Here is a 21,371-nt window from a genome sequence, read left to right on the forward strand (position 1 = left end):
GTCTTTATGTCACTACTTAGCGTTCCACTGTTTAGACGTAACCAGGTTATCCATCACTTTGTTAACCGCACGATGAGCTTTAGTCACGATAGTGTCGACATCGTTGCGGCTGGTGATGAGCGCTGGCGCGAAGCCCAGGATGTCACCATGGGGCATAGCCCGTGCAATCAGGCCAACTTCCAGACAGGCAGCGGAGACTTGTGGGCCCACTTTTAAATTAGGATCAAAGTGCGCGCGACGCAGTTTGTCTGGTGAAAACTCCAGTGCATGCAGTAAACCAATACCACGAGAATCCCCGACGAGCGGATGATCGTTGAAGGTTTCACTCATACGTTGCTGCAAGTAAGCCCCCACGTTTGCTGCGTTTTGCACCAAGCCTTCTCGCTCAATGATATCTAAGTTGCAGTTCGCCGCCGCCGCCCCCATTGGATGCCCTGAATAGGTATAACCATGGCCGATTGCGCCCCACTGGTCGGTACCATTTTCCAGTACATTCCATACTCGTTCGCCGACAATCACCCCAGAAAGTGGCTGGTACGCGGAGGTTAGCCCTTTTGCCACAGTGATAAGGTCGGGTTTCATGTCATAATGGATGGAGCCAAAATCGGCACCTAAACGGCCAAAGCCACACACTACTTCATCAGCGATCAACAGAACATCGTATTTATCTAGGACTTTACGAATTGCCTGCCAGTAGCCTTCTGGTGGCGGCACAATGCCACCTGTCCCGAGTACAGGTTCCGCGATCATTGCCGCGATGGTTTCTGGTCCCTCCGCAAGAATCATCGCCTCAAGCTGATCCGCGCAGTATTGGGAGAATTCCAGTTCCGACATGCTGTCATCTTCTCGGCGATAATAATAAGGTGCCATAGTATGTTTTATACGCTCAAGCGGAAGATCAAAGTGGGCATGGAACAGTGGCAGGCCAGTCATCGAACCCGAGGCAATGCTTGAACCATGGTAAGCGCGATCACGGGAGATGATCTTTTTCTTCTCTGGCAAACCACGAACATTATTGTAATACCACACTAGTTTTAGTTGGGTTTCGTTGGCATCACTACCGGACATGCCGTAGTAGACTTTACTCATGCCATCCGGAGACATTTTGATGATACGGTCGGAGAGTTTAACCAAGGCCTCATTGGTATGACCGACATAGGTGTGGTAATAGGCAAGTTCTTTCGCTTGTTCATAGATCGCATCGGCCATCTCTGTTCTGCCATAACCGATATTCACACAGTACAAACCAGCGAAGCCGTCGAGCAGTTCATTTCCCTCAGAATCCGTGATTCGAATGCCTTGCCCGTTAGAAATGATTCTTCCCGGAAGCTCACCAGCCGCATACTGCTTTAAATGCGTTGAGGCATGAAATACACGTTGACGGTCGATCTCTAGAAGTTGTTGGGTTTTAGTGCTCATAATCATTCTCCTGTTGATATTGTAATTTCCTGTCTCAACTGCCACTGACTGTCGGTAATGCACCTAAGCAGCAATATTTAATCTCGCTGTATTCTTCAAAGCCGTGAAGGCTTCCCTCCCGTCCTAATCCGGACTGTTTTACGCCGCCAAAGGGGATTGGATGACCAGTCATCTTGACGGAGTTTACGCTTACCATGCCAAACTCTAACCCACGCATACATCGCCAGATTTGGCGAATATCATGGCCATAAACATAGGCAGCAAGACCATATTCGGTGTCGTTACTCATTTCTATAACGCGGTCTAAATCTTGATAAGGAAGCACGCCTGCGACCGGGCAAAAGTTCTCTTCACGGTACACGGCCATTTCTGGCGTTACATCGGCGAGTAGAGTCGGAGCGAAGAAGTTATCGCCCGGAACTGCGTCGTGGTAACCCGCGACTAATCTTGCACCTTTATCCAGCGCGTCACGGACGAGGTCATGGGCTTTGTCTACAGCGGCTCGATTGATCAGCGGTCCCATCGTGGATTTGTCGTCTAAGCCGTTCCCCAACACAATCATGCTCATCTGTTTGGCAAACGCTGCTAAGAACGGCTCGTATTTATCCTGTGGCACAAAAATTCGGTTGGCGGCCAAACAATCTTGTCCGGCGGTTTGGAATTTCGCGTCTACGGCTGCTTTGGCTGCGGCTTCAACTTCCATATCCGGTAGTACGATAAAGGGCGCATTGCCACCCAGTTCCATACTGCACTTCTTCACGGTTTGGGCAGCGTCACGAAGCAGCAGTTTGCCAACGCGAGTGGAGCCAGTGAAAGAGAGCGCTTTGACCTTGTCTGAGCGACATAGCGTCTGCGAAACCATGGAAGCGTCACCAGTGACCACGTTAAATACGCCTGCTGGAAATTCTGCTCGGTCGGCTAATTCCGCCAATGCCAAGGAGGAGAAAGGGGTTTCACTGGCGGGCTTAATGATCACTGGACAGCCAATGGCTAATGCGGCGGCCGCTTTTCTCGTGACCATGGCATTGGGGAAATTCCATGGCGTAATCAGGGCTGCAACCCCAATAGGCTCGCGTATTGTCGAAAGCTGAGCATTGGGTATATGGCTGGGAATCGTTTCACCGTAGCTACGACGCGCTTCTTCAGCAAACCAACGGATAAACGATGCGCCGTAATCTATTTCTCCGAGTGCATCGTTTAAGGTTTTGCCTTGTTCCATTACCATTAAGCGGGCAAGATCGGGTTTGGATTGCACAATCAGATCATGCCAGCGCATTAATATTTCAGCGCGTTGTTCTGCCTGCATTTGTCGCCATTGACGAAAGGCACGATCAGCATCATCGATGGCTTTATACAGCTGCTGTTGAGACAGTCGGGTGATGTAACCGATAACCGTATCATCGGCCGGATTACTCACCGGGTGGAAGTTATCACCGCTGGTCCATTTGCCATTAACGTACGCTAACCCTCTGACTAAGCGTACGTCTTCCATGATTGCCATCATGTCGTGTGAAGCTTTAACTTCGTCGCCATGTTTGATTTCGTTGCTATGAAACGGGTGAAGTGCTGCCATAAGTCCCTCTCGAGCATCGTTGTCCATAGATAAACTCTAATCGAGGAGAGGGATAAATTATTTCTGATGCAGGGGCTGGTAGTTGGAGATTTTTCTTTATAAAGACAGAAAATGGCGGTTTTTTCTGTTCACTATCGGTTTAACTTTCCCTTTTATAACAAAGCGTTTTGATTGAACTCTAAATTACCTGAATCTCGCTTGATGGTTTTGGTGACGATATAAGTAAAGTAGCGTTCAATGCCGACTTCAGAATCCAGCCAGTTGTCGATAAGCCTTTGGTATTGGTCGATATCTTCGGATTGAACCTTGAGAATATAATCAACTCCGCCGCCTGTGGCGTAGCAATCGGTCACTTCAGGGGTATGCCTGACCAATTGCTCAAAGCGTTTGAACGCCTGCGCATTGTGTTCTTTGAGTGAAACCTCGACCATGACAGACGTACGTTTAAATAACACATCGGCATTCACCTTTGCGCCATAACCTTCGATAATGCCCGCTTCTTCGAGCTTTTTAACCCGTTCCCAGCACGGACTGACGGACAGGTTTATTTCTTCTGCAAGATGAGATTTAGTAATGCGACCATTGTCGTGCAGAATCTGTAAAATTTTGACGTCGTAGCGATCGAGGCGCATGGTTGGTCTCCTCTTGATTGGGACGAAATACTGACGAAAGTATGTACGATGTTTAAATGAACTTGCCACAATCCTTCGCAATGACAGCGAGCGTGTCTCCAATATTCACCATAGCAGGAAAACGGCGTGCGGCGAAAATACCGTCTCGCTCTGCTTGATATTCTATTGGCGCTTCGCCGGTGCGTTCGATGGAGTAGATTCTGACAATAACATCGCCTTGCTCAATGATGTCTCCAAGCTCAAACAGGTACTCTGTGATACCTTTATGCTGACTTTGCACGTAGCAGTCTGCATCGGGCATATCGAGTAATTGGGTTAGCTGAAGGGGGGACTCATATTCTCCGGGCAGGTTGCCGGCAAAGCGCAAAAAGTTGCGAATACCGCGGTCTGCAAACTGAATAGTTTGTGGCGTACTGGTTCCGCCCCCTCGAAGCTCTGTTGTAACGAACACTTTGTCCTGAGATTCAACGGCGGTGTCATACAAGCTGGTGGCATCCATTTCGAGCATGATCATGGTATAAGGGGCACCAAACAGTTTCGCTCCCAGTATGCAGGCTTCTTCCTGTTGTGGATTATCTAAGCGATGCGCGGCAGCAAAAGGGACGATATCTAACGTTTTCCCCCCTGAGTGAATGTCCAGGGCGAAGTCGCATAGAGGTACCAGATAACGAGTAAAATAATCGGCGATCTTTTCCGTTGTGGTCCCTACTGGGTTGCCGGGAAAACTTCGGTTTAAGTTGCCTTTGTCGATAGGGGAAGTACGAGAGGCATTCTGAACCGCTGGCAAATTCATCATTGGTACAACAATGACGCGGCCGCGTATTTGTTCCGGCTGTAGTGAACTCGATAGCTTTAAGAGGCTGGTGATCCCTTCATATTCGTCACCATGGTTGCCCCCTGTCAGTAATGATGTTGGACCCGGGCCATTTTTAATCACCGTTATTGGGATCATAATGCTTCCCCATGCGGAATCGTCATGGGAATGAGGGAGGGTTAGAAATCCGTGTTGAGTTCCTTCTCGGTCAAAGTCTACGGTGGCTGTGATCGAGCTATTTTGCATGCCATTTCCTCTTCGTTGCTGCGTATTCTAGGTTTACATCCATCATTAATGTTTAATAAACAAATGGCGCGGAAAGTCGCACAGAGTTTTCGCGCCAAGTCGGGTGATGACAATACTCTCAGTCGTCTCTAATCCCCAGTCTTTAAACCATAGGCCGGGCATAAAGTGGAACGTCATGCCCTCTTTTAGAACGGTTTTGTCGGTGTCGCGAAGACTCATGGTCCGTTCGCCCCAATCGGGTGGATAACTCAGGCCAATCGGATAACCGCAGCGTGCACCCTCGCGAGAAAAGCCTGCTTTATCGAGAACCTTATTCAACGCATTGGCAATATCAGCACAAGTATTTCCCGGTTTTGCAGCCTCTAAGCCAGCCTCAAGCCCGCGAGTCAGTGCTTCATCTGCGCGTTTAAATTTATCGTCAGGTTCACCCAAGAAAATGGTGCGGGAGAGAGGGCAGTGGTAACGCCTGTGCGCCCCTGCGATCTCAAAGAAAGTCCCTTCTCCTTTTTTGAACGGTCTGTCGTCCCACGTTAAGTGTGGCGCAGATGCATCAGCACCTGAAGGCAATAGCGGAACAATAGCAGTGTAATCACCAAAATGTTCTTCGTGGCCAAGGACGGCCTGACGGTTTATTTCTGCAACCAGATGATGTTTAGGTAAGCCCGGTTCTATCATGTCAAACGCGACACGGTGCATGTTTTCTACAATACGCGCAGCGCGGTACATATAAGATAATTCTTGATCTGACTTTACCGCCCGACACCAGTTAACCAAACCAGTGGCATCGAGTAACTGCGCATTCGGCAAATGGTCAATCAACGATTCGTAAGCGGTCGCACTGAAGTAATAGTTGTCCTTTTCTACACCAATGCGTCCACGGTCCCAGCAGCGGGGCGTCAACACAGACTCAACCAGATAATCCATTGGATGCAGAGGTGGGTTCATCACATAGTGATCGGGGTAGGAGGCGATGTTTTCTGCCGACATATACGCGGTTCGATAAGCGCCGTTTGCGTCGTGGTAGCGTCCATACCAGATAGGTTCTCCTTCAGGACCTACTATCACACACTGTGGCACATAAAAAGACCATCCATCGTACCCGGTCAACCAAGACATGTTGGATGGGTCATGAATGATGAGTACATCTAATTCTCGTTCGAGCATCGATTGTCGAACTTTAGATAAACGTTCTTGGAATTCCTCCAACGTAAAATGCATAGTAATGCCTCTCATACACTCTCCTTGTTGAAAATCCGATGCTCTTTGCCCTCGGAAGTGAGGCCTAAAATTCCATACTCAGGTCACTTAGACCTGTTATTATTTTTAACCACGGTTTGAAATTGATGGCTAAAAATATCGGCACATTTATCTGCTCCTCGTCGTTTTAATTCTTATCAATAACGACAAGTGTGGTTGAGATTCGTCCTTAATGCCGCATTTTTTTATGTAAAAAACGCTGACACTCGTTTCTCGACAAAGATGTATTATGGAAAGTCAAATCGGTAGGTCTATGTATTTTAGGTTTTTTCTGACAAGAGGCTGTGAACTGATTATCTTCGACTTGTGGGCAAAGATTGATCGAGATAGTCTTATGATTAATGGCTAATTGGGTACGTTTTTCACTGAATGAGCCCGTGCTATTGAAAGATCAACAGGCTCTAGTCTTTGAACTGATAAAGCGATATTAGCTCACTTTTTGAGTGGATTCTTTTATTTGCAATGAGCCCTGATACTGGAAGTGTTTTTGCTTAGTTTGTTGCTCATTATTAAGCGTGAGTGCCGTGGTGACAGCATCTCGGGTTAGCTCCGAAACTGGTAGTGTAACGGTAGACAGGCGTGGCACGATATAATCGGCAGTTGGATCGCCATCAATACCGATGACGGAGATATCTTCCGGAACCTTTATGCCTCTATCATGCAATGCGCGGATAGCTCCGATGGCCATTGAGTCGGTACAAGAAAAAATAGCGCTAAAAGGTGTGCCACTATCAATGAGTTTGATCGTTGCGTCATAACCACTTTTGGTGGTGCTCTCACCTTCCAAAATAAGTGAGTCTACGACCTCGACACCATGCTCTTTCAGGGCTTCTTTGTAGGCAGAAAGACGTTTATGACCGGTACTGCTGGACATTGGTGTAGTTATACAGGCGACGTGTTTATGGCCAATGTCCAAAAGGTAGTTGGTTGCAAGGCGAGCGACTTGTTCTTGGTCAAAACCGAAACTAAATAATTTCTCATCATCCAAAGCACGGTTGATAACGATAAGCTGGGTTTTGATTTCCTGTTGAAGAGTAGAAAGCTGCTGCTCGGACAAATGGCGGCTATAAACAAGAATGGCATCACAGTTATGGGCATTCAGCGAGCGAACCGCGTCTTCTTCCCCTTCTGCATTGTCGCTACTGTTCATAACAAATAACTTCTTGTCTGCTTTTTGCATATCCAGTGCGGCTTCGGTCAGCATGGAACTAAAATAGTGGCTTTCAAAATGAGGAAGAATTAAACCGAATGTATTGTAGCTGTTTGTCGCCAGAGCGCGGGCAAAAGCATTAGGTTGATAACCTAAAGATTTCATTGCTGCTAATACAGACTCACGGGTCTGATCTTTAACATATTCGCTTCCATTAATAACTCTAGATACGGTCGCTTTCGATACACCTGCAGCTTTACATACGTCTTTGATTGTCGCCATTTTTCTACTCTCAAACACAACAGCTTGTCAGTTTACACTATTTGTCTGAACGAAAGTAAATTGTTGTCTTGTTTTAGCTATAAACTGGTGTTCATTCACAGCCGGAGGAAACTTGGTTTAGTGTGTAACGTTGTCATCTTACGCTGGACGTCACACTTTTTTGAAATAGTTAGTTAATGTAATGTAACCGGTTACATTGCTTGTTATACTGCAATGGAAAATCAGAGGGTTCTTAATGAGTAAAAAAGTATCAACATGCTTCGCTATTAAGTTGTCTTCCTGATATGGCCCCTACTGGGTTAACCTGTCGAGACAGCGAAATCTGAATCCTGCATCTTAAAGTCATTTAGAAATCATTTTTCACATCTAAGGAACAGGAAACCATTTTGATAGATACAATTATTTTTGATATGGACGGAGTGCTTGTTGATTCCGAACCTTTCTGGCGTAAGGCAAAAGTCAATGCAGTTGCCCGTTTTGGTGGACAGATTACCGAACAGCTCGCTTATCAGAGTACTGGCCTGCGCATTGACGAAATTGCTAATTACTGGATTCGCTACTGCGATTTGGACCCGAAGTGCGCGTCCGATCTTGCGGATACCATTTTGGTGGAAGTGATAGGACAAATTAAAGCACATGGTCAATTGCTTCCTGGTGTAAAGGAATCTCTGGATTTATTGGCTAAGACTGATTTGAAAATAGGCTTGGCTTCATCTTCGCCATTGCGTCTAATCGAAGCGGTTCTGGAAACATTTGAAATCGGTAAGTACTTCTCGATTTATGTTTCCGCGGAGCATTTGCCGTATGGAAAACCGCATCCACAGGTGTATATGGGCGCGGCCGTTAAATTGAATGCTGAACCTTATAATTGTCTGGCGATTGAAGACTCCGTCAACGGTTTGATTGCGGCGAAGGCTGCTGGCATGACTGCTATCTGTGTCCCTGAGCCAGGGCAAGAAATGAATCCGCGCTTTGGTATCGCTGATATCAAACTGACTTCTCTTGAAGATTTTTCTACGTCCAAAGAGGTGGTTAAACTTCTCGGTAAATCGATAGCCTGATCTTGTACGTATTAGAGATTGGCTGACGGCATTCGCTGCAATTTAGGTTGAATAAAAAGGCTTCCCCTAGGATCTAGAGAAGCCCTTTTTTGTTCCTAAAATATCTACTTTGACTTAAATCCGTTATCTGCGGCCGTGGTTTATGAGCGATCTTCAGGATAAAAAATGCACCCTTTACCGCAGGCTCAGGGTGCATTGTGTCTATTTACAGTTTTTTCAATGTCGCTTTACAGTTTGTCACCGTTGCTGCTGATGACGCCTTGGTACCAGTAGAAACTCTTCTTACGGCTACGCTCCATGGTACCAGTGCCATCGTCGTGGCGATCAACATGGATAAAGCCATAGCGTTTACGGTATTCACCCGTACCATAAGAGACACAATCGATACAGCCCCAAGGGGTGTAACCCATCAGATCAACGCCATCGTAATTAACGGCTTTCTGCATTTCTTCAATATGCGCTTTCAGGTAGTCGATTCGGTAGTCATCGTTGATTTCGCCGTTCTCTTCGACCTTGTCTATCGCGCCAAAACCATTTTCTACAATGAATAATGGCTTGTTGTAGCGCTCATACAGTTCGCAGAGTGAGTAACGCAAGCCGACAGGATCAATCTGCCAACCCCATTCAGAGGCTTGAACGTGAGGGTTCTTCACGCTGCCGGTAAAGCCACTCATTGAGCCTTCTGTTGTTTCTTCCGCATCGGCTTTTACCGCTACCGACATGTAGTAGCTGAACCCGACATAATCGCAGACGCCTTCTTTTAAGATTTCCAGATCGCCTGGTTCCATCTTGATGTTGTAGCCTTTACGTTCCCAGGCTTTCAGGGTGTAGGCTGGGTATTCACCACGCATATGGACATCACTAAAGAAGAAACGGTTACGCATTGCTTCTTGAGCCAGCATGACATCATCCGGATTACACGAATATGGATAAATTGGTACCCACGCAACCATACAGCCAATTTGGAAGTCCGGGTTGATCTCATGACCTAACTTGACCACTTTTGCACTGGCTACCATTTCATGGTGAACCACCTGGTACATACATTCTTCTGGATTTTCCTCAATCGTGTAATCTACGCCTGAGTTTGAGTAGCCCCACAGAGGTAAATGCAAATCGCGTTGGTTGTTGATCTCGTTAAACGTCATCCAGTATTTCACTTTGTTTTTGTAACGACGCATAACAGTTTCTGCGTAGCGAACAAAGAAATCGACCACACGACGATCTTTAAAGCCCCCGTATTCTTTCGACAAATGCAGCGGCATTTCAAAGTGAGATAAGGTAATAACTGGCTCAATACCGTGTTTCAATAACTCATCGAACAAGTCATCGTAGTACTGTAAACCTGCTTCGTTTGGTACTAACTCGTCACCTTTAGGGAAAATACGTGGCCAGTAGATTGACGTACGGAAACATTTGAAGCCCATCTCAGCCAGCAGTGCAACATCACCCTTGTAGTGATCGTAAAACGCAGTAGCCTCGTGGTTAGGGTAGTGATAACCCTCCAACACACCGTCGGTAATTTTGCGCTGGGTGTTAACATCACCACCGGACAACACATCAACAATACTCGGGCCTTTACCATCTCGGTCCCAACCACCTTCAACTTGGTGAGCTGCAACTGCGCCGCCCCATAAAAAGTTTTCCGGAAAAATACTACTCATCTTTACTTACCCTTAAGCCATTTGAATAACAGGCTGTCCAATTTCAATTTGTTTATCTTCTTGATCTTGCTCGATCAGTTCAAATTCATACTCATCACTGTTCATTACGATAAACGGTGTGGTTGTGTCATAACCCGCTTCAGCAATACTTTGCAGATCAAATTTGATTAGTGGGTCACCAGCTTTAACTTCTTGGTCAAGTTCGACCAAACATTCAAAGAACTGACCTTTTAGTTCTACGGTATCGAGGCCAACATGAATCAGTACTTCAGCCCCGTTAGTGGATGTCATACCCACGGCATGTTTGGTTTCAATCACCGATGAAATTACTGCATCGCAAGGGGCTCTTACGACGCCTTCACTTGGTCTGATTGCGACGCCATCTCCGAGTAATTTTTGTGAAAAGCTTTCATCGTTAACGCTTTCAAGAGGAATGATCTCGCCTTTTAATGGGCTAACTAACGTCGCAGATTTTTTCATTGCAGGTGCAACTTCAGGCGCCACTTTTAAATCACTTTCTTGCTTATCGTCTGCCTCTTCCGGGTCTTCAAAGCCTACAAAATAAACCAGTGTGATGGTGACGAAGATGGTAATTCCTGTACCAAGAAGTGCACCAGTAAACGAGCTTGGATTATCCGGGTTAATAGCATTAACTACAGTTAGAATGCCCGTCAGACCTGCATAAGCATAGTAGTACGTGTTAAACAAACTCGCGACTGCCGCGCCAATTGCGCCGCCGATACAGCCGCATATAAATGGTTTTTTCAGTCTTAATGTCACACCGTAAATTGCAGGTTCTGTAATGCCGAAGAAGCCTGTGATGCCTGCTGAATAGGCGGTCGTTTTCATGCGAGTATTACGAGACTTTAATGCGACAGCGAAAGCGGCAGCCATTTGTGCCACAACGGCGATGCCACAGAATGCCTGAATGGAGTCATAACCAAAGTTTTCGTAGTTCGCTAGGACAATCGGAGTGGTGCCCCAATGCACGCCAAAGATAACCAATACTTGCCAAATACCACCAATAACAGCCGCGGCGACGACGGGTGCAACGTCGTACAATGTGTTGTAGCCAGTTGCAATCAGACTTGCGACGAAGCTGGTAGCTGGGCCAATTAATACCAGTGTCGCAGGAACCATGATTAACATGCAAAGTAGCGGCGTGAATAGTTCACGAACGACATCAGGAAGGACGCGTTTAATGTATCTTTCTACATAGCTCAGTGCCCAAACCATGAAAATAGGTGGCAGCACCGATGCGGTATAAACGGTTTTCGCCAGTGGTAAACCTAAGAAGGTGATCAGCTCACCATCAGCTATTCGCGACGCCATTTCTCCCCATGATGGGTTGATCAGTGCGCATGAACAGAGAATCGCAATAAGAGGGTTACAGTTAAAATGTTTGGATGCGGTGATGGCGATAAAAATAGGGAGGAAGACAAATGGCGTCCAGGACATGAAGTTAAGTACTTCAAATGCGCCGGTTCCTGCAACGCCTGGAGCCAGATAGTGGACGAAAATCAAAGCGCCCTGCAAGATACCAGCAGCAGCAAGAATATAAACAAAAGGTGCGAAGATGGATGACATCGAAGCAATAATAGCGTCCATGAGTCGCACTTTTTCAGAACTTTCAGACATCAATGACGTATCAACTAACGATGACATCGCGGCATAAACATCTTGTACATGAGTACCGATAACAACCTGAAACTGCCCGCCACTCATTACAACCGTAATAACGCCTGGCATTTCTTTAACTTTGTCAGCAGCACCATCAGGCGTTTCCTTTAACACCAATCGCAGGCGGGTCGCACAGCGTGAAAATCTAGTGATATTTTCTTGTCCGCCCACTTGCGCAAGAATGTCTTTCGCAAGCTGAGCATAATCTCTGACCGCAGCCATATATTCACCTTTCCCTTTATTATATTTACTTACTGTCAAACTTATTGGAACCGGTTTCAGAATAAGTCGGAATAACTTTTTACATCAACAACGATAAAAAGCAATGCAGGATTGGATCACAGAAACAATCGTCAGACGATTTAAAAACGCTATACGGATCTCTTTTTCTGGCGCTAAGAACATATTCAAGCGCGGCTTTTAGGACGAAAAATAACCAGAAATAATGATGCCAAACGTTGGAGTTGGGTTCATTTTCGTCATCAATAAGCCTTAAAAAATATTTTTATGCATTATTGTAACCGGTTTCATTTTGTGTTGTATTGTATGCAAATGCATTGCAGATCTGATTTAAATCGCTAGTCGATCTGAATGGGTAATGTTTTAAGTCGTTGAATAATAGTAGGTGTAGAATGAGCAGCAACGTTTTTCCAGAAGGTTTTATGTGGGGTGGTGCAACGGCAGCAAACCAATTTGAAGGAGCTTGGGATGTCGATGGTAAGGGGCCAAGCACAAGTGATATGTTTAGCGGTGGGACTCATATCGTTGCGCGCCGAATCACTCGCACTATTGAAGAAGGTGTTCACTATCCTTCACATGAAGCCATCGACTTTTATCACCGCTTCAGAGAAGACATTGCGTTGTTTGCTGAAATGGGCTTTAAAACCTTCCGCTTTTCTATTAACTGGACCCGAATTTTCCCAACCGGTATGGAGCGGGAACCCAATGAAGCGGGTTTAAAGTTCTATGAGGACGTTATCGACGAGCTAAAAAAATACGATATTGAGCCGCTGGTTACTATCTCACATTACGAACTGCCGTTTGGTCTGACTCAAGAATACAACGGCTGGGCTGGCAGAGAAGTGGTTGATTGCTATACACGCTACGCGGAAACACTGTTTAAGCGCTTCAATGGCAAAGTGAAATATTGGTTAACTTTCAACGAAATCAACATCGGTACGATGCCTATCGGTAACTATTTAGGCTTGGGGATCCTTAACGAAGGTACCGAAGATTTTATCAATCAGGTCGACTACCCGCAGCTACGTTTCCAGGCGTTACACCATCAGTTTGTCGCCAGCGCAAAAGCGGTAAAACTGGCTCATGAGATCAACCCTGAGAACAAGGTCGGTTGTATGATCTGCTTCCTGACCACTTATCCATTCACCTGTAATCCGGAAGATATTGTGCTTGCTCAGGAACATATGAAAATGCACAACTACTTCTGCGGTGATATTCAGGTACGCGGTCAATATCCGTACTACGCGAAACGCTACTTCGAAGAAAATAACATTGAAGTGAAAATGGAAGCGGGCGATGCAGAGATTCTTGCTGAAGGAACCGTCGACTACTACACGCTAAGTTACTACATGTCGAACTGTGTTTCCGCGGATTCAAGTAAGGAAACGACTTCTGGTAACCTAATGGGCGGTGTTAAAAACCCATATTTGCAAGCCTCTGATTGGGGATGGCAAATTGACCCAATTGGTCTGCGTTACACACTGAATGAAATCTACGCTCGTTATGAGATTCCTTTGATGGTGGTTGAAAACGGTTTAGGTGCGTTCGATAAAGTTGAAGAGGATGGCTCAATCAACGATAGCTACCGTATTGATTACCTGAAATCGCACATTGAACAAATGGGAGAGGCGGTCAAAGACGGTGTCGAACTGTGGGGTTACACACCTTGGGGCTGTATTGACCTCGTGAGTGCTTCAACCGGTGAGATGGAAAAACGCTACGGCTTTATTTATGTCGATAAAGACAACAAGGGTGAAGGTAGCTTAGATCGTAAGAAAAAAGCCTCTTTCGACTGGTACAAACAAGTCATCGCGTCGAATGGTTCAGAGCTTTAACGTTTACTTAAGTCGTTCAAGTAAATCAACCAACTGAAAGTAAAAGAGCGCTGATATTAGCGCTCTTTTACTTTTTGTAATTGATGATCTTTTCGCCATTGACTCGGCGATTTCCCTGTCCATTGACGAAAATGACGACTGAATACCGCCGTTTCGGCATAGCCAAGTTGTAGGGCGATATCGGTAATACTTTGGATATTTTCATTAAGGCGACGCTCCGCCAGGCTCTGCCTCACTTGTCTCAAGAGAAGGCTATAATTCTTCCCGCGCTCTTTTAATCGGATTTGTAGCATTCTCGGGTGCATATCTAATGCTCTGGCAACCTGCTCAACGCTGCACTCTCCCGTTGGTAATAACCGCCCGATCATATCTCTGGCTTGATCGCTCAGATTATCTGGATAGCGATTTTTCAGGTATTTAAGATGCTCCTGAAAGTGCCTATCTAGAGCGTCTTCATCTTGATGGTTTCGAGTATCAAGCAGACTTGCTTTAAGCATGATGCCGTTAAATTTTTCACCAAATCGAATCTTGGGGAAGGGAGCAGAGCTGCCACTTCGGTTTTCCAAACTACCAAACTGAGTTAAGTATAGGGTGAAGCTATTCGTATCGATGTTAAGCAAGTTTGCTACAAACCTTGCCATTTGCATGACACTTACCTGCATTAGCTGAGTAGTGACTTGCTCACTGTAGGTATCAATAGTTAAAGCAAGTTTCATCCAATCATCTTGTGGTGTCATCGAGAACTTCACACCGGAAGATTGCAAATAGAGGTAATCGTTAGCGCGTCGTAAAGCCTCCCTTACCGTTTCTGCACGAGCAACCAGCATAGGCAAGTCACCCAAGGCATTAAAGCTCTGCCGTTGAGCCAGTAACACGCCAAACATCGATTCCTGACAGCGTAACGCCGCGGCTTCCAGAAGTTCGGCCAGCCTCGAGTTAGCGATGTAAGTATCGGGATCGCGGAACTGAGCAGCAGAAAGTCCCGCCTGTTTCATTATCTCTATAGGATTCTGTCCGTACTCAGAAACTAAACTATCAAATTTGTCTGCAGCACCGCTTCTAACGATATACATATCTCGATTTTGAAATGTTAATGGTTTGTGAATCGTAATATATCAAATTTTATTCGCAAAAGGTCAAGTGAGTGTCAGTGAGTTGATCTAAGTTACATTTTGATAACATATCGAGAAAGGGAAGCTAAATGGAACTGATGAACAAAACGGCCATCGTCACTGGTGCCGCTGGTGGAATTGGTCAAGCCATCGTAGGCAAGCTACGTGAGCAAGGAGCGAACGTGCTGGCTGTCGACATTTCAGAGCAGTCGCTTGAAGTTTATAAAGACGCAGATACCAAGTCACTAAAGAGCTTTTCAGCGGATGTGACCGATTATCAGCAAGTTGAAGCAATGGTTCAGTATGCTGTCGAGCACTTCGGCAAGCTGGATATCATGATCAACAACGCTGGGATTGGTTTAGCGAAACCACTGCTAGAGCATGATCCAGTCGAAGATTTCGAGCCGGTTTCTAAAGTCAACCAAAACGGCGTTTACTACGGCATTTTGGCGGCAGGGCGTCAGTTTCAGGCACAAGGCACACCAGGTGTTATCCTTAATACCTCTTCTGTTTACGCGCAAATGGCGGCGGAAATGACGTTCACTTACAACGTGAGCAAAGCCGCGGTTGACATGATGACAAAATGTGCAGCCTTAGAACTTGCACCTCTGGGCATTCGTGTTTGCGCCATCGCACCGGGTCGCGTGGATACACCGATGTTACGCCAGTACGAAGCGATTGGCCTTTGGGAACACATCCGTAAAGAGCAGATGCGCGATACCTTTACTCAAACTGAAGAAATCGCCAACGTGGTTGCATTTTTGGTCAGCGAAAAAGCGAATTGCATCAACGGTTGTACCGTCAGTGCATCAGACGGTTTCGAGAATTTTAAATACCCACTACTGGGTTAAGACGTGGAAGTCTAATTACAACAAAAGCGAGGAAGCAATTATGTCATTACCAGAAGTTATTAATCATCAAGATTTACTGTTAACCCTAAACACAAATGAAGAGTCGATCATCAAAGATGCACTGCCGGGGGTAGATGTTTACCCGTTGTTTCTGGACCCAGAGAACGGCACTTGGGTGATTCGAGCGAAGTTTAAGCCAGGAATTACACTACCTAAGCACTTCCACACAGGCGTGGTGCATTTCTATACGCTAAGCGGCATGTGGCATTACACAGAATACCCAGATCAAAAACAAACGGCTGGTAGCTACCTGTACGAGCCAGGCGGTTCTATCCACACATTCCACTGCCCAGAAGAGTCAGGCGGTGCAGATGGCTTTATGGTCATCCAAGGTGCAAACATCAACTTTGACCAAGATGGCAACTTCATGAACATCATGGATGCTGGCTGGATTGAGCAAGTTGTCGTTGCAACGGCTAAAGCCCAAGGCATCACGCCACGTTACTTCAAGCCGGGTGGTCTTGCAGTAATGAGCGATCAGCTTGGAGAGTAATGTTATGACTACAATGAACAGCATCGTGATGCAAGATGGCAGCGTTCATTTGCAACAGGTGGATGTGCCTAAGCCAGCTGCGGGCCAAGTTCTTGTTCGTAGCTTGGCGTGTGGCATTTGTGGTTCTGACTTACACATTGCGCGACATACAGATGAAGTATTTGATGTTTACCGCAAGCTCGGTGTAATGCCAGAAAGCATGGATGACCATACTGAAGTTATGCTTGGTCATGAGTTTTGTGCGGAAATCGTAGAATACGGTGATGAAACACAACAAGCACTACCCGTTGGTAGTCGCGTGACTTCAGTACCAATCCTACTGAGCCAAAATGGCGCTGGTGTTGGCGTGACTCCGGGTATTCATGGTGCATACTCTGAATATTTCTTGCTTGATGAAGCGCTACTTCTGCCTGTTCCTGAGAATGTACCTTCAGAAGCTGCCGCGCTAACGGAACCACTCGCGGTTGGCTTACATGCGGTGAACCGCAGTGACATTCAAACTGATGAAGTTGCATTGGTTGTTGGGTGTGGCCCTATCGGACTTGCGGCTATTACTGCGCTACATCAACGTGGTGTCAGTAACATTCTGGCGGTTGATATTCAGGATGAAAAGCTGGAACTGGCAAAAGAATTTGGTGCGACACGAGTCGTCAATCCGACTAAGGAAGATGAAGTTGCAGTCGGTGCCGAAGTTGCAGCAGGTTCGCGTCTGGTTATCTTTGAGTGTGTAGGTAAACATACGTTGATCGATGACTTTATCCGCCGTTCTCCAGCTGGTGCTCGCATTGTTGTGACTGGTATTCATACCACACCAACCAGCGTCAACTACGCTTACGCGACGGTTAAAGAGCTTGATCTACGCTTTTCTTACTACTACCAACCACAGGAGTTTGAGCAATGTCTTCAAGCGATTGCGGAAGGCAAAGTGCCATGGCAGAAAATGCTGACAGCGAAAGTGGGTATGGATGGCGTTGAAGGTGCATTTACTCAACTTATGACACCAAACGATCACATTAAAGTTGTCATTGAACCTTGGCGAAATGGCGAGTTACAAGTCGTTTAATTTAAGTTGATTGCATAAGGTTTTTTACCTTAGTCATGCCCCAATACACCGTAGTATTGGGGCTTTTTTATATCTGCAATCGGGAGCTAAGGATCCAAGCTTAGTTGGTAGGCTGCGAGCGCGCCTGACGACGTTGTCCTGATGGCTTATTGCCTGATGGTTTTGCGTTGTTTGGTCTGCGGCTACCCGATGGTTTGCCACCATTGCTGTTTCTGTTACTGCTTGGCTTGTTGCCATTAGGGTTAGCGTTTGCACCGCGCCCTTGGCCTTCACGGTTCCCTTTTGGTTTAGCCGCTCCGGCTTGGTTAGCGCCATTTTTGTTGCCGCTGTTATTACCCTTGCCGTTACCATTGAAACGGCGCTTAGGTTTACCAGCACCGTTAGAGGTAGAGGCTTTTTTATCGGCAGGTTGCGTGTTGCTGCCTTCCGCTTGAGGTGCTTTTGGTTTTTTAGGTTTCTTTGGTTTTTTCGGCTTAATCGGACGTGTATCCAGTTTTGACTCTGGCACAACATTAGTTGGTGCGAAGCCATCAAGCTCTTTACGTGGCAACACTTCTTGGATCAAACGCTCGATCGCAAATAATTCTGGCGCTTCAATCGCACAAACCAGCGAGATCGCTTTGCCCACTTCGCCTGCACGACCAGTACGACCAATGCGGTGAACGTAATCTTCAGCCACTTTTGGCAATTCAAAGTTCACAACTTGTGGTAACTGAGGAATATCAATACCGCGAGCGGCGATGTCAGTCGCAACCAGTACTCGAATCGCACCCGATTTAAAATCAGCCAGTGCTTTGGTACGCGCACCTTGGCTCTTGTTACCATGAATCGCAGCTGCTGGTAGATTTTGCTCTGCTAGGAACTTAGCCAAGCGGTTTGCGCCATGTTTTGTGCGCATGAATACCAGTACTTGTCGCCAGTCACCATCGTTAATCAGCTTCACCAGCATCGGTGCTTTTTTCTTCACGTCTGATGGATAAATGCTTTGTTCAACCGTTCTCGCGGTAGAGTTAGCCGGGTTAACTGAGATCTCGACAGGGTTGTTCACCAAACCTTTCGCAAGGTCACGAATCTCATTTGAGAAGGTCGCTGAGAACAGCAGGTTCTGACGCTGCTTCGGTAGTAAATCAAGAATCTTACGAATATCGCGAATAAAACCCATATCTAACATACGGTCCGCCTCGTCCAGCACCAGTACTTCCAGTTGGTCGAACTTAATTGCGTTCTGGTTGTAAAGGTCCATCAGTCGACCAGGCGTGGCGACCAGTACATCCGCACCTTTACGCAGACGAAGCATTTGCGGGTTGATCTTCACCCCACCAAATACCACGGCGCTCGTAAGCGGAAGGTGGCGACTGTACATGAAGACGTTTTCCTGTACCTGAGCGGCAAGCTCGCGGGTAGGGGTCAGGATTAAAGCGCGAATATGGTTACTACGAACGCGAGGTCCATTGGACAAACGCTCCAGGATTGGCAGTGTAAAGCCTGCTGTTTTACCTGTACCAGTCTGTGCTGCTGCCATGACGTCTTTCCCTTCCAATATTGCCGGAATTGCCTGAGCCTGAATTGGAGAAGGGGTATCGTAGCCTTTTTCCTGAATAGCTTTAAGGATTGGAGCAGATAGACCTAACGAGGTAAAACCCATATGTATGATTCTCAATTGTCGAGTTAGATAACAACGCGTCGAAATTAGTTTCGCCGCGAAAAGTGCGACATTCTGAGGCTTTTATGCGCTAGCTTCAACTAATTCCGTATTTGATCGCCATCTCCTTTTGATACCTACAATGAAAATCGCTCTTTACCTCAACCTAACTTGGGATATTGAGGTGTAGTAACAGCATGAAACTGAGAGGAAAAAGAAAAGTCAGATCTTTCTCGTGTTCTACTTACCGGTTCGAGCGTGCTCCAGAAACGCACTGGTCAAGTGCTGGAATAGCGAGTCAACGGATGGCCTTTGTTTTATGTGATCGAATAGGGGGGTGTGGACATCTCCTCGAATATCATCGCTGTGACCACAAAGTTGGTTACACAGTCGCACTGGCTCAACAATTTTGTCGACATTGGCATCAATCAGAATGCAAGCCTGGGATAAGACGACTTTTCCTCCGCCTTTTTTAAGTAACACACGTTGTGCGGTTCCGACGACTTTTTGCCCTCCAATATTCAAATTATACTCACCATCACAGTACGAGTATGGCGTCGCGTGCACGTCGACCTTAACGCCAAGTTGTTCAAAAAAGACCGTTAAAATAGCGCACAAATCGAGGTAGGCTTTTTTTATGTCGTAGGGTTGATCTACTGGCCAATGATAGATGTGAGATAGGTTGATGATACCCGGTACTTGAGGGACAGGTGCACCGCCTGTCTTACGTGAGAATAACTTCCAGCCGGACTCAGCCAAAGCGTGTAGTAATACTTCCGAGACAGGCCATTTCCTCCCCGCTGGCAGCACCAATGTCGGGCTTTTGACTTGCCAGAGGAGCAGTACTTGCGACAGTTGATTGGATTGAACCTGGGCGATTAGCTCATCTTCTTTATCAAAAACATCAGAGACTTCCGTTGCGACATAACGGATCAGTTTATTCTTTGCAGCCAAATACTATTCCTCACTTTTCAACGCTATACGTTTTATCTCAGATACAAACCGATTGCTACTTAGCGCTTCACTGTTTGGGTTGTTCATCTCATTGAAGTGTCAAAGCAGGCTGGGAATGCCCGCTTTGCGTTAGTTAAGTGAGTCTAGAGCGCGCTAATTCGACTAGTTTATGTTAGCCGTCGCGATAGCAATTAAGTCGGTGAATGACAACGAAAAAGGTCGTTCCGTATTCAACGCCTTAGCCGGAAACTCTAAGCTTAATTGGGTGTGTTCTGGTACTTTTTTTACCAGTTGTGTGACGAACTTTCGTGTTTCGCCTGGTGAGATAGATAAACGTTTACGTCCTTGAGTGGAAATCTCCGCGATCCCTATTGTTGGCAGGCTGTTACCATTAGTATCTTCAATACTGAGCAGAGATTCCGGTCTATACAGAAGGTTTCCGCTTTCATTGCGATAAGCACTAAATGAGTTGAACTGAGGCTCCAGTTCGCCTTCGGAACCGATGTTCGTTACCGAGAACGTCACGTTAGAGCCATCGAAGTCTTCTACTTTTACTAGCACATTGTCATTTTGATAGCTCGCGGCGGCGACTGCGCTTGCGGCTTCTTGGTTTTGTTGTTCGTCCTTGCTGCGGTTATTCGATTCGTTCGACTGTTTATTGCTCTGCTTTTTACCCATGGCGTAAGACTGGTCAGCCATGGCTATTAGGGCTGGAATAGAATAAAGAGTAAGACCTTCTAAATGGTCAAAATCTATTTTTGCATATTGGGTCAGTTTGTGGCTTGAAAACTGACAATAGCCATCGACAAGGCTGACAAAGGCTAACTCATAGGTACCTTTCAATCGTTCAGCCTCTTTCGCAGCTTGTGCCAAATTTGCTCTCATCCGTTGAATATCTTTTAGCGTGCGTTTTGGATAGCGGCCATTGGGTGAAACGTCATTAGAAACTGATACCAACTCTTCTGTTACGAACGGATTTTCCGCTGTTGGAACGACGGTGGTGATTCGATTGGACTTGGTGATGTCCTTCCCGAGTAACGCCACCATTTTTTGTGAGACAGTGGTCCGGTTGGTTGCCAGTATGTTATTGCAGTTTGGCGATGTTGCCGCGTGAGAGTAGTAAGCGGAAAAATAGGTAAACAGGACAGCCGCGACCGTAATGACGAGTCCTTTTGATATTCGAATGTTCATCCTGATAACCCCTCTGTCTTTTGGCGCGATAGACGGACTTATCTTTTCGAATCAGTCTGTGTGGTATCGCGGCTTTCAGAATGGTTGTGATCAACTCTTCGTAGCAGGTTACCTTGTCATAGTAAATCTTCGACACTTTGATTTACTCTATT

General features: G+C 46.3%; 17 protein-coding genes. 5 read left to right on the forward strand and 12 right to left on the reverse strand.

Features of this window, described 5'->3' with window-relative positions; genetic code table 11:
- Nucleotides 1–12 precede the first annotated feature (12 nt).
- From OO774_RS19400 to OO774_RS19425, 6 genes are all read right to left on the reverse strand, one after another.
- Nucleotides 13–1,419: an aspartate aminotransferase family protein gene (locus OO774_RS19400; protein WP_264908501.1), complete on the reverse strand. Its 1,407-nt coding sequence runs from the start codon at nucleotides 1,417–1,419 to the stop codon at nucleotides 13–15.
- Between the two features lie 34 nt (nucleotides 1,420–1,453).
- Nucleotides 1,454–2,992: an NAD-dependent succinate-semialdehyde dehydrogenase gene (locus OO774_RS19405; RefSeq protein ID WP_264908657.1), complete on the reverse strand. Its 1,539-nt coding sequence runs from the start codon at nucleotides 2,990–2,992 to the stop codon at nucleotides 1,454–1,456.
- A 152-nt stretch (nucleotides 2,993–3,144) separates the two neighbouring features.
- On the reverse strand, nucleotides 3,145–3,624 hold the full coding sequence (locus tag OO774_RS19410; RefSeq protein WP_264908503.1) for an Lrp/AsnC family transcriptional regulator: 480 nt from the start codon (nucleotides 3,622–3,624) through the stop codon (nucleotides 3,145–3,147).
- 52 nt (nucleotides 3,625–3,676) lie between these two features.
- Nucleotides 3,677–4,684 carry a N(2)-acetyl-L-2,4-diaminobutanoate deacetylase DoeB gene (doeB, locus tag OO774_RS19415; protein WP_264908505.1) on the reverse strand — a complete coding sequence of 336 codons (1,008 nt, stop codon included), beginning with the start codon at nucleotides 4,682–4,684 and terminating at the stop codon, nucleotides 3,677–3,679.
- A 45-nt stretch (nucleotides 4,685–4,729) separates the two neighbouring features.
- Nucleotides 4,730–5,917 carry an ectoine hydrolase DoeA gene (doeA, locus tag OO774_RS19420; protein WP_264908507.1) on the reverse strand — a complete coding sequence of 396 codons (1,188 nt, stop codon included), beginning with the start codon at nucleotides 5,915–5,917 and terminating at the stop codon, nucleotides 4,730–4,732.
- Nucleotides 5,918–6,368: 451 nt separating this feature from the next.
- Complete coding sequence (locus OO774_RS19425) at nucleotides 6,369–7,373, reverse strand: LacI family DNA-binding transcriptional regulator (protein ID WP_264908509.1); 1,005 nt, start codon at nucleotides 7,371–7,373, stop codon at nucleotides 6,369–6,371.
- Between the two features lie 386 nt (nucleotides 7,374–7,759).
- On the opposite strand from OO774_RS19425, the gene hxpB reads away from it, so the two are divergent.
- Nucleotides 7,760–8,434, forward strand: coding sequence for a hexitol phosphatase HxpB (gene hxpB, locus OO774_RS19430; RefSeq protein ID WP_264908511.1), 675 nt, complete (start codon nucleotides 7,760–7,762; stop codon nucleotides 8,432–8,434).
- A gap of 227 nt (nucleotides 8,435–8,661) precedes the next feature.
- On the opposite strand, the gene OO774_RS19435 is transcribed toward hxpB, so the two are convergent.
- The gene (locus OO774_RS19435; protein ID WP_264908513.1) at nucleotides 8,662–10,098 is read right to left on the reverse strand and encodes a 6-phospho-beta-glucosidase; all 1,437 of its coding nucleotides are present in this window, start codon (nucleotides 10,096–10,098) and stop codon (nucleotides 8,662–8,664) included.
- Nucleotides 10,099–10,110: 12 nt separating this feature from the next.
- A complete protein-coding gene (locus OO774_RS19440; RefSeq protein WP_264908515.1) occupies nucleotides 10,111–12,000 on the reverse strand; it encodes a beta-glucoside-specific PTS transporter subunit IIABC in 1,890 nt (629 codons plus the stop codon).
- 410 nt (nucleotides 12,001–12,410) lie between these two features.
- On the opposite strand from OO774_RS19440, the gene OO774_RS19445 reads away from it, so the two are divergent.
- Nucleotides 12,411–13,853 carry a family 1 glycosylhydrolase gene (locus OO774_RS19445; protein ID WP_264908517.1) on the forward strand — a complete coding sequence of 481 codons (1,443 nt, stop codon included), beginning with the start codon at nucleotides 12,411–12,413 and terminating at the stop codon, nucleotides 13,851–13,853.
- Nucleotides 13,854–13,909: 56 nt separating this feature from the next.
- On the opposite strand, the gene OO774_RS19450 is transcribed toward OO774_RS19445, so the two are convergent.
- Entirely contained in the window at nucleotides 13,910–14,926 is a 1,017-nt protein-coding gene (locus tag OO774_RS19450; protein ID WP_264908519.1) for an AraC family transcriptional regulator, read from the reverse strand.
- Nucleotides 14,927–15,054: 128 nt separating this feature from the next.
- On the opposite strand from OO774_RS19450, the gene OO774_RS19455 reads away from it, so the two are divergent.
- The 3 genes from OO774_RS19455 to OO774_RS19465 are packed head-to-tail and all read left to right on the forward strand — an operon-like array spanning nucleotide 15,055 to nucleotide 17,432.
- On the forward strand, nucleotides 15,055–15,816 hold the full coding sequence (locus OO774_RS19455; protein WP_264908522.1) for an SDR family oxidoreductase: 762 nt from the start codon (nucleotides 15,055–15,057) through the stop codon (nucleotides 15,814–15,816).
- Nucleotides 15,817–15,856: 40 nt separating this feature from the next.
- Complete coding sequence (locus OO774_RS19460) at nucleotides 15,857–16,369, forward strand: 2,4'-dihydroxyacetophenone dioxygenase family protein (RefSeq protein WP_264908523.1); 513 nt, start codon at nucleotides 15,857–15,859, stop codon at nucleotides 16,367–16,369.
- A gap of 4 nt (nucleotides 16,370–16,373) precedes the next feature.
- Nucleotides 16,374–17,432 (forward strand): zinc-binding dehydrogenase, encoded by a 1,059-nt coding sequence (locus tag OO774_RS19465; protein ID WP_264908524.1) that lies wholly within the window; start codon nucleotides 16,374–16,376, stop codon nucleotides 17,430–17,432.
- 100 nt (nucleotides 17,433–17,532) lie between these two features.
- On the opposite strand, the gene OO774_RS19470 is transcribed toward OO774_RS19465, so the two are convergent.
- From OO774_RS19470 to OO774_RS19480, 3 genes are all read right to left on the reverse strand, one after another.
- A complete protein-coding gene (locus OO774_RS19470; RefSeq protein WP_264908526.1) occupies nucleotides 17,533–19,077 on the reverse strand; it encodes a DEAD/DEAH box helicase in 1,545 nt (514 codons plus the stop codon).
- Between the two features lie 237 nt (nucleotides 19,078–19,314).
- Entirely contained in the window at nucleotides 19,315–20,028 is a 714-nt protein-coding gene (locus OO774_RS19475) for a lipoate--protein ligase (protein ID WP_264908528.1), read from the reverse strand.
- Between the two features lie 162 nt (nucleotides 20,029–20,190).
- A complete protein-coding gene (locus OO774_RS19480; protein ID WP_264908529.1) occupies nucleotides 20,191–21,219 on the reverse strand; it encodes a hypothetical protein in 1,029 nt (342 codons plus the stop codon).
- Nucleotides 21,220–21,371 lie beyond the last annotated feature (152 nt).

Origin of the sequence: Vibrio sp. STUT-A11 (genome assembly GCF_026000435.1) — a bacterium.
GTDB lineage: Bacteria > Pseudomonadota > Gammaproteobacteria > Enterobacterales > Vibrionaceae > Vibrio.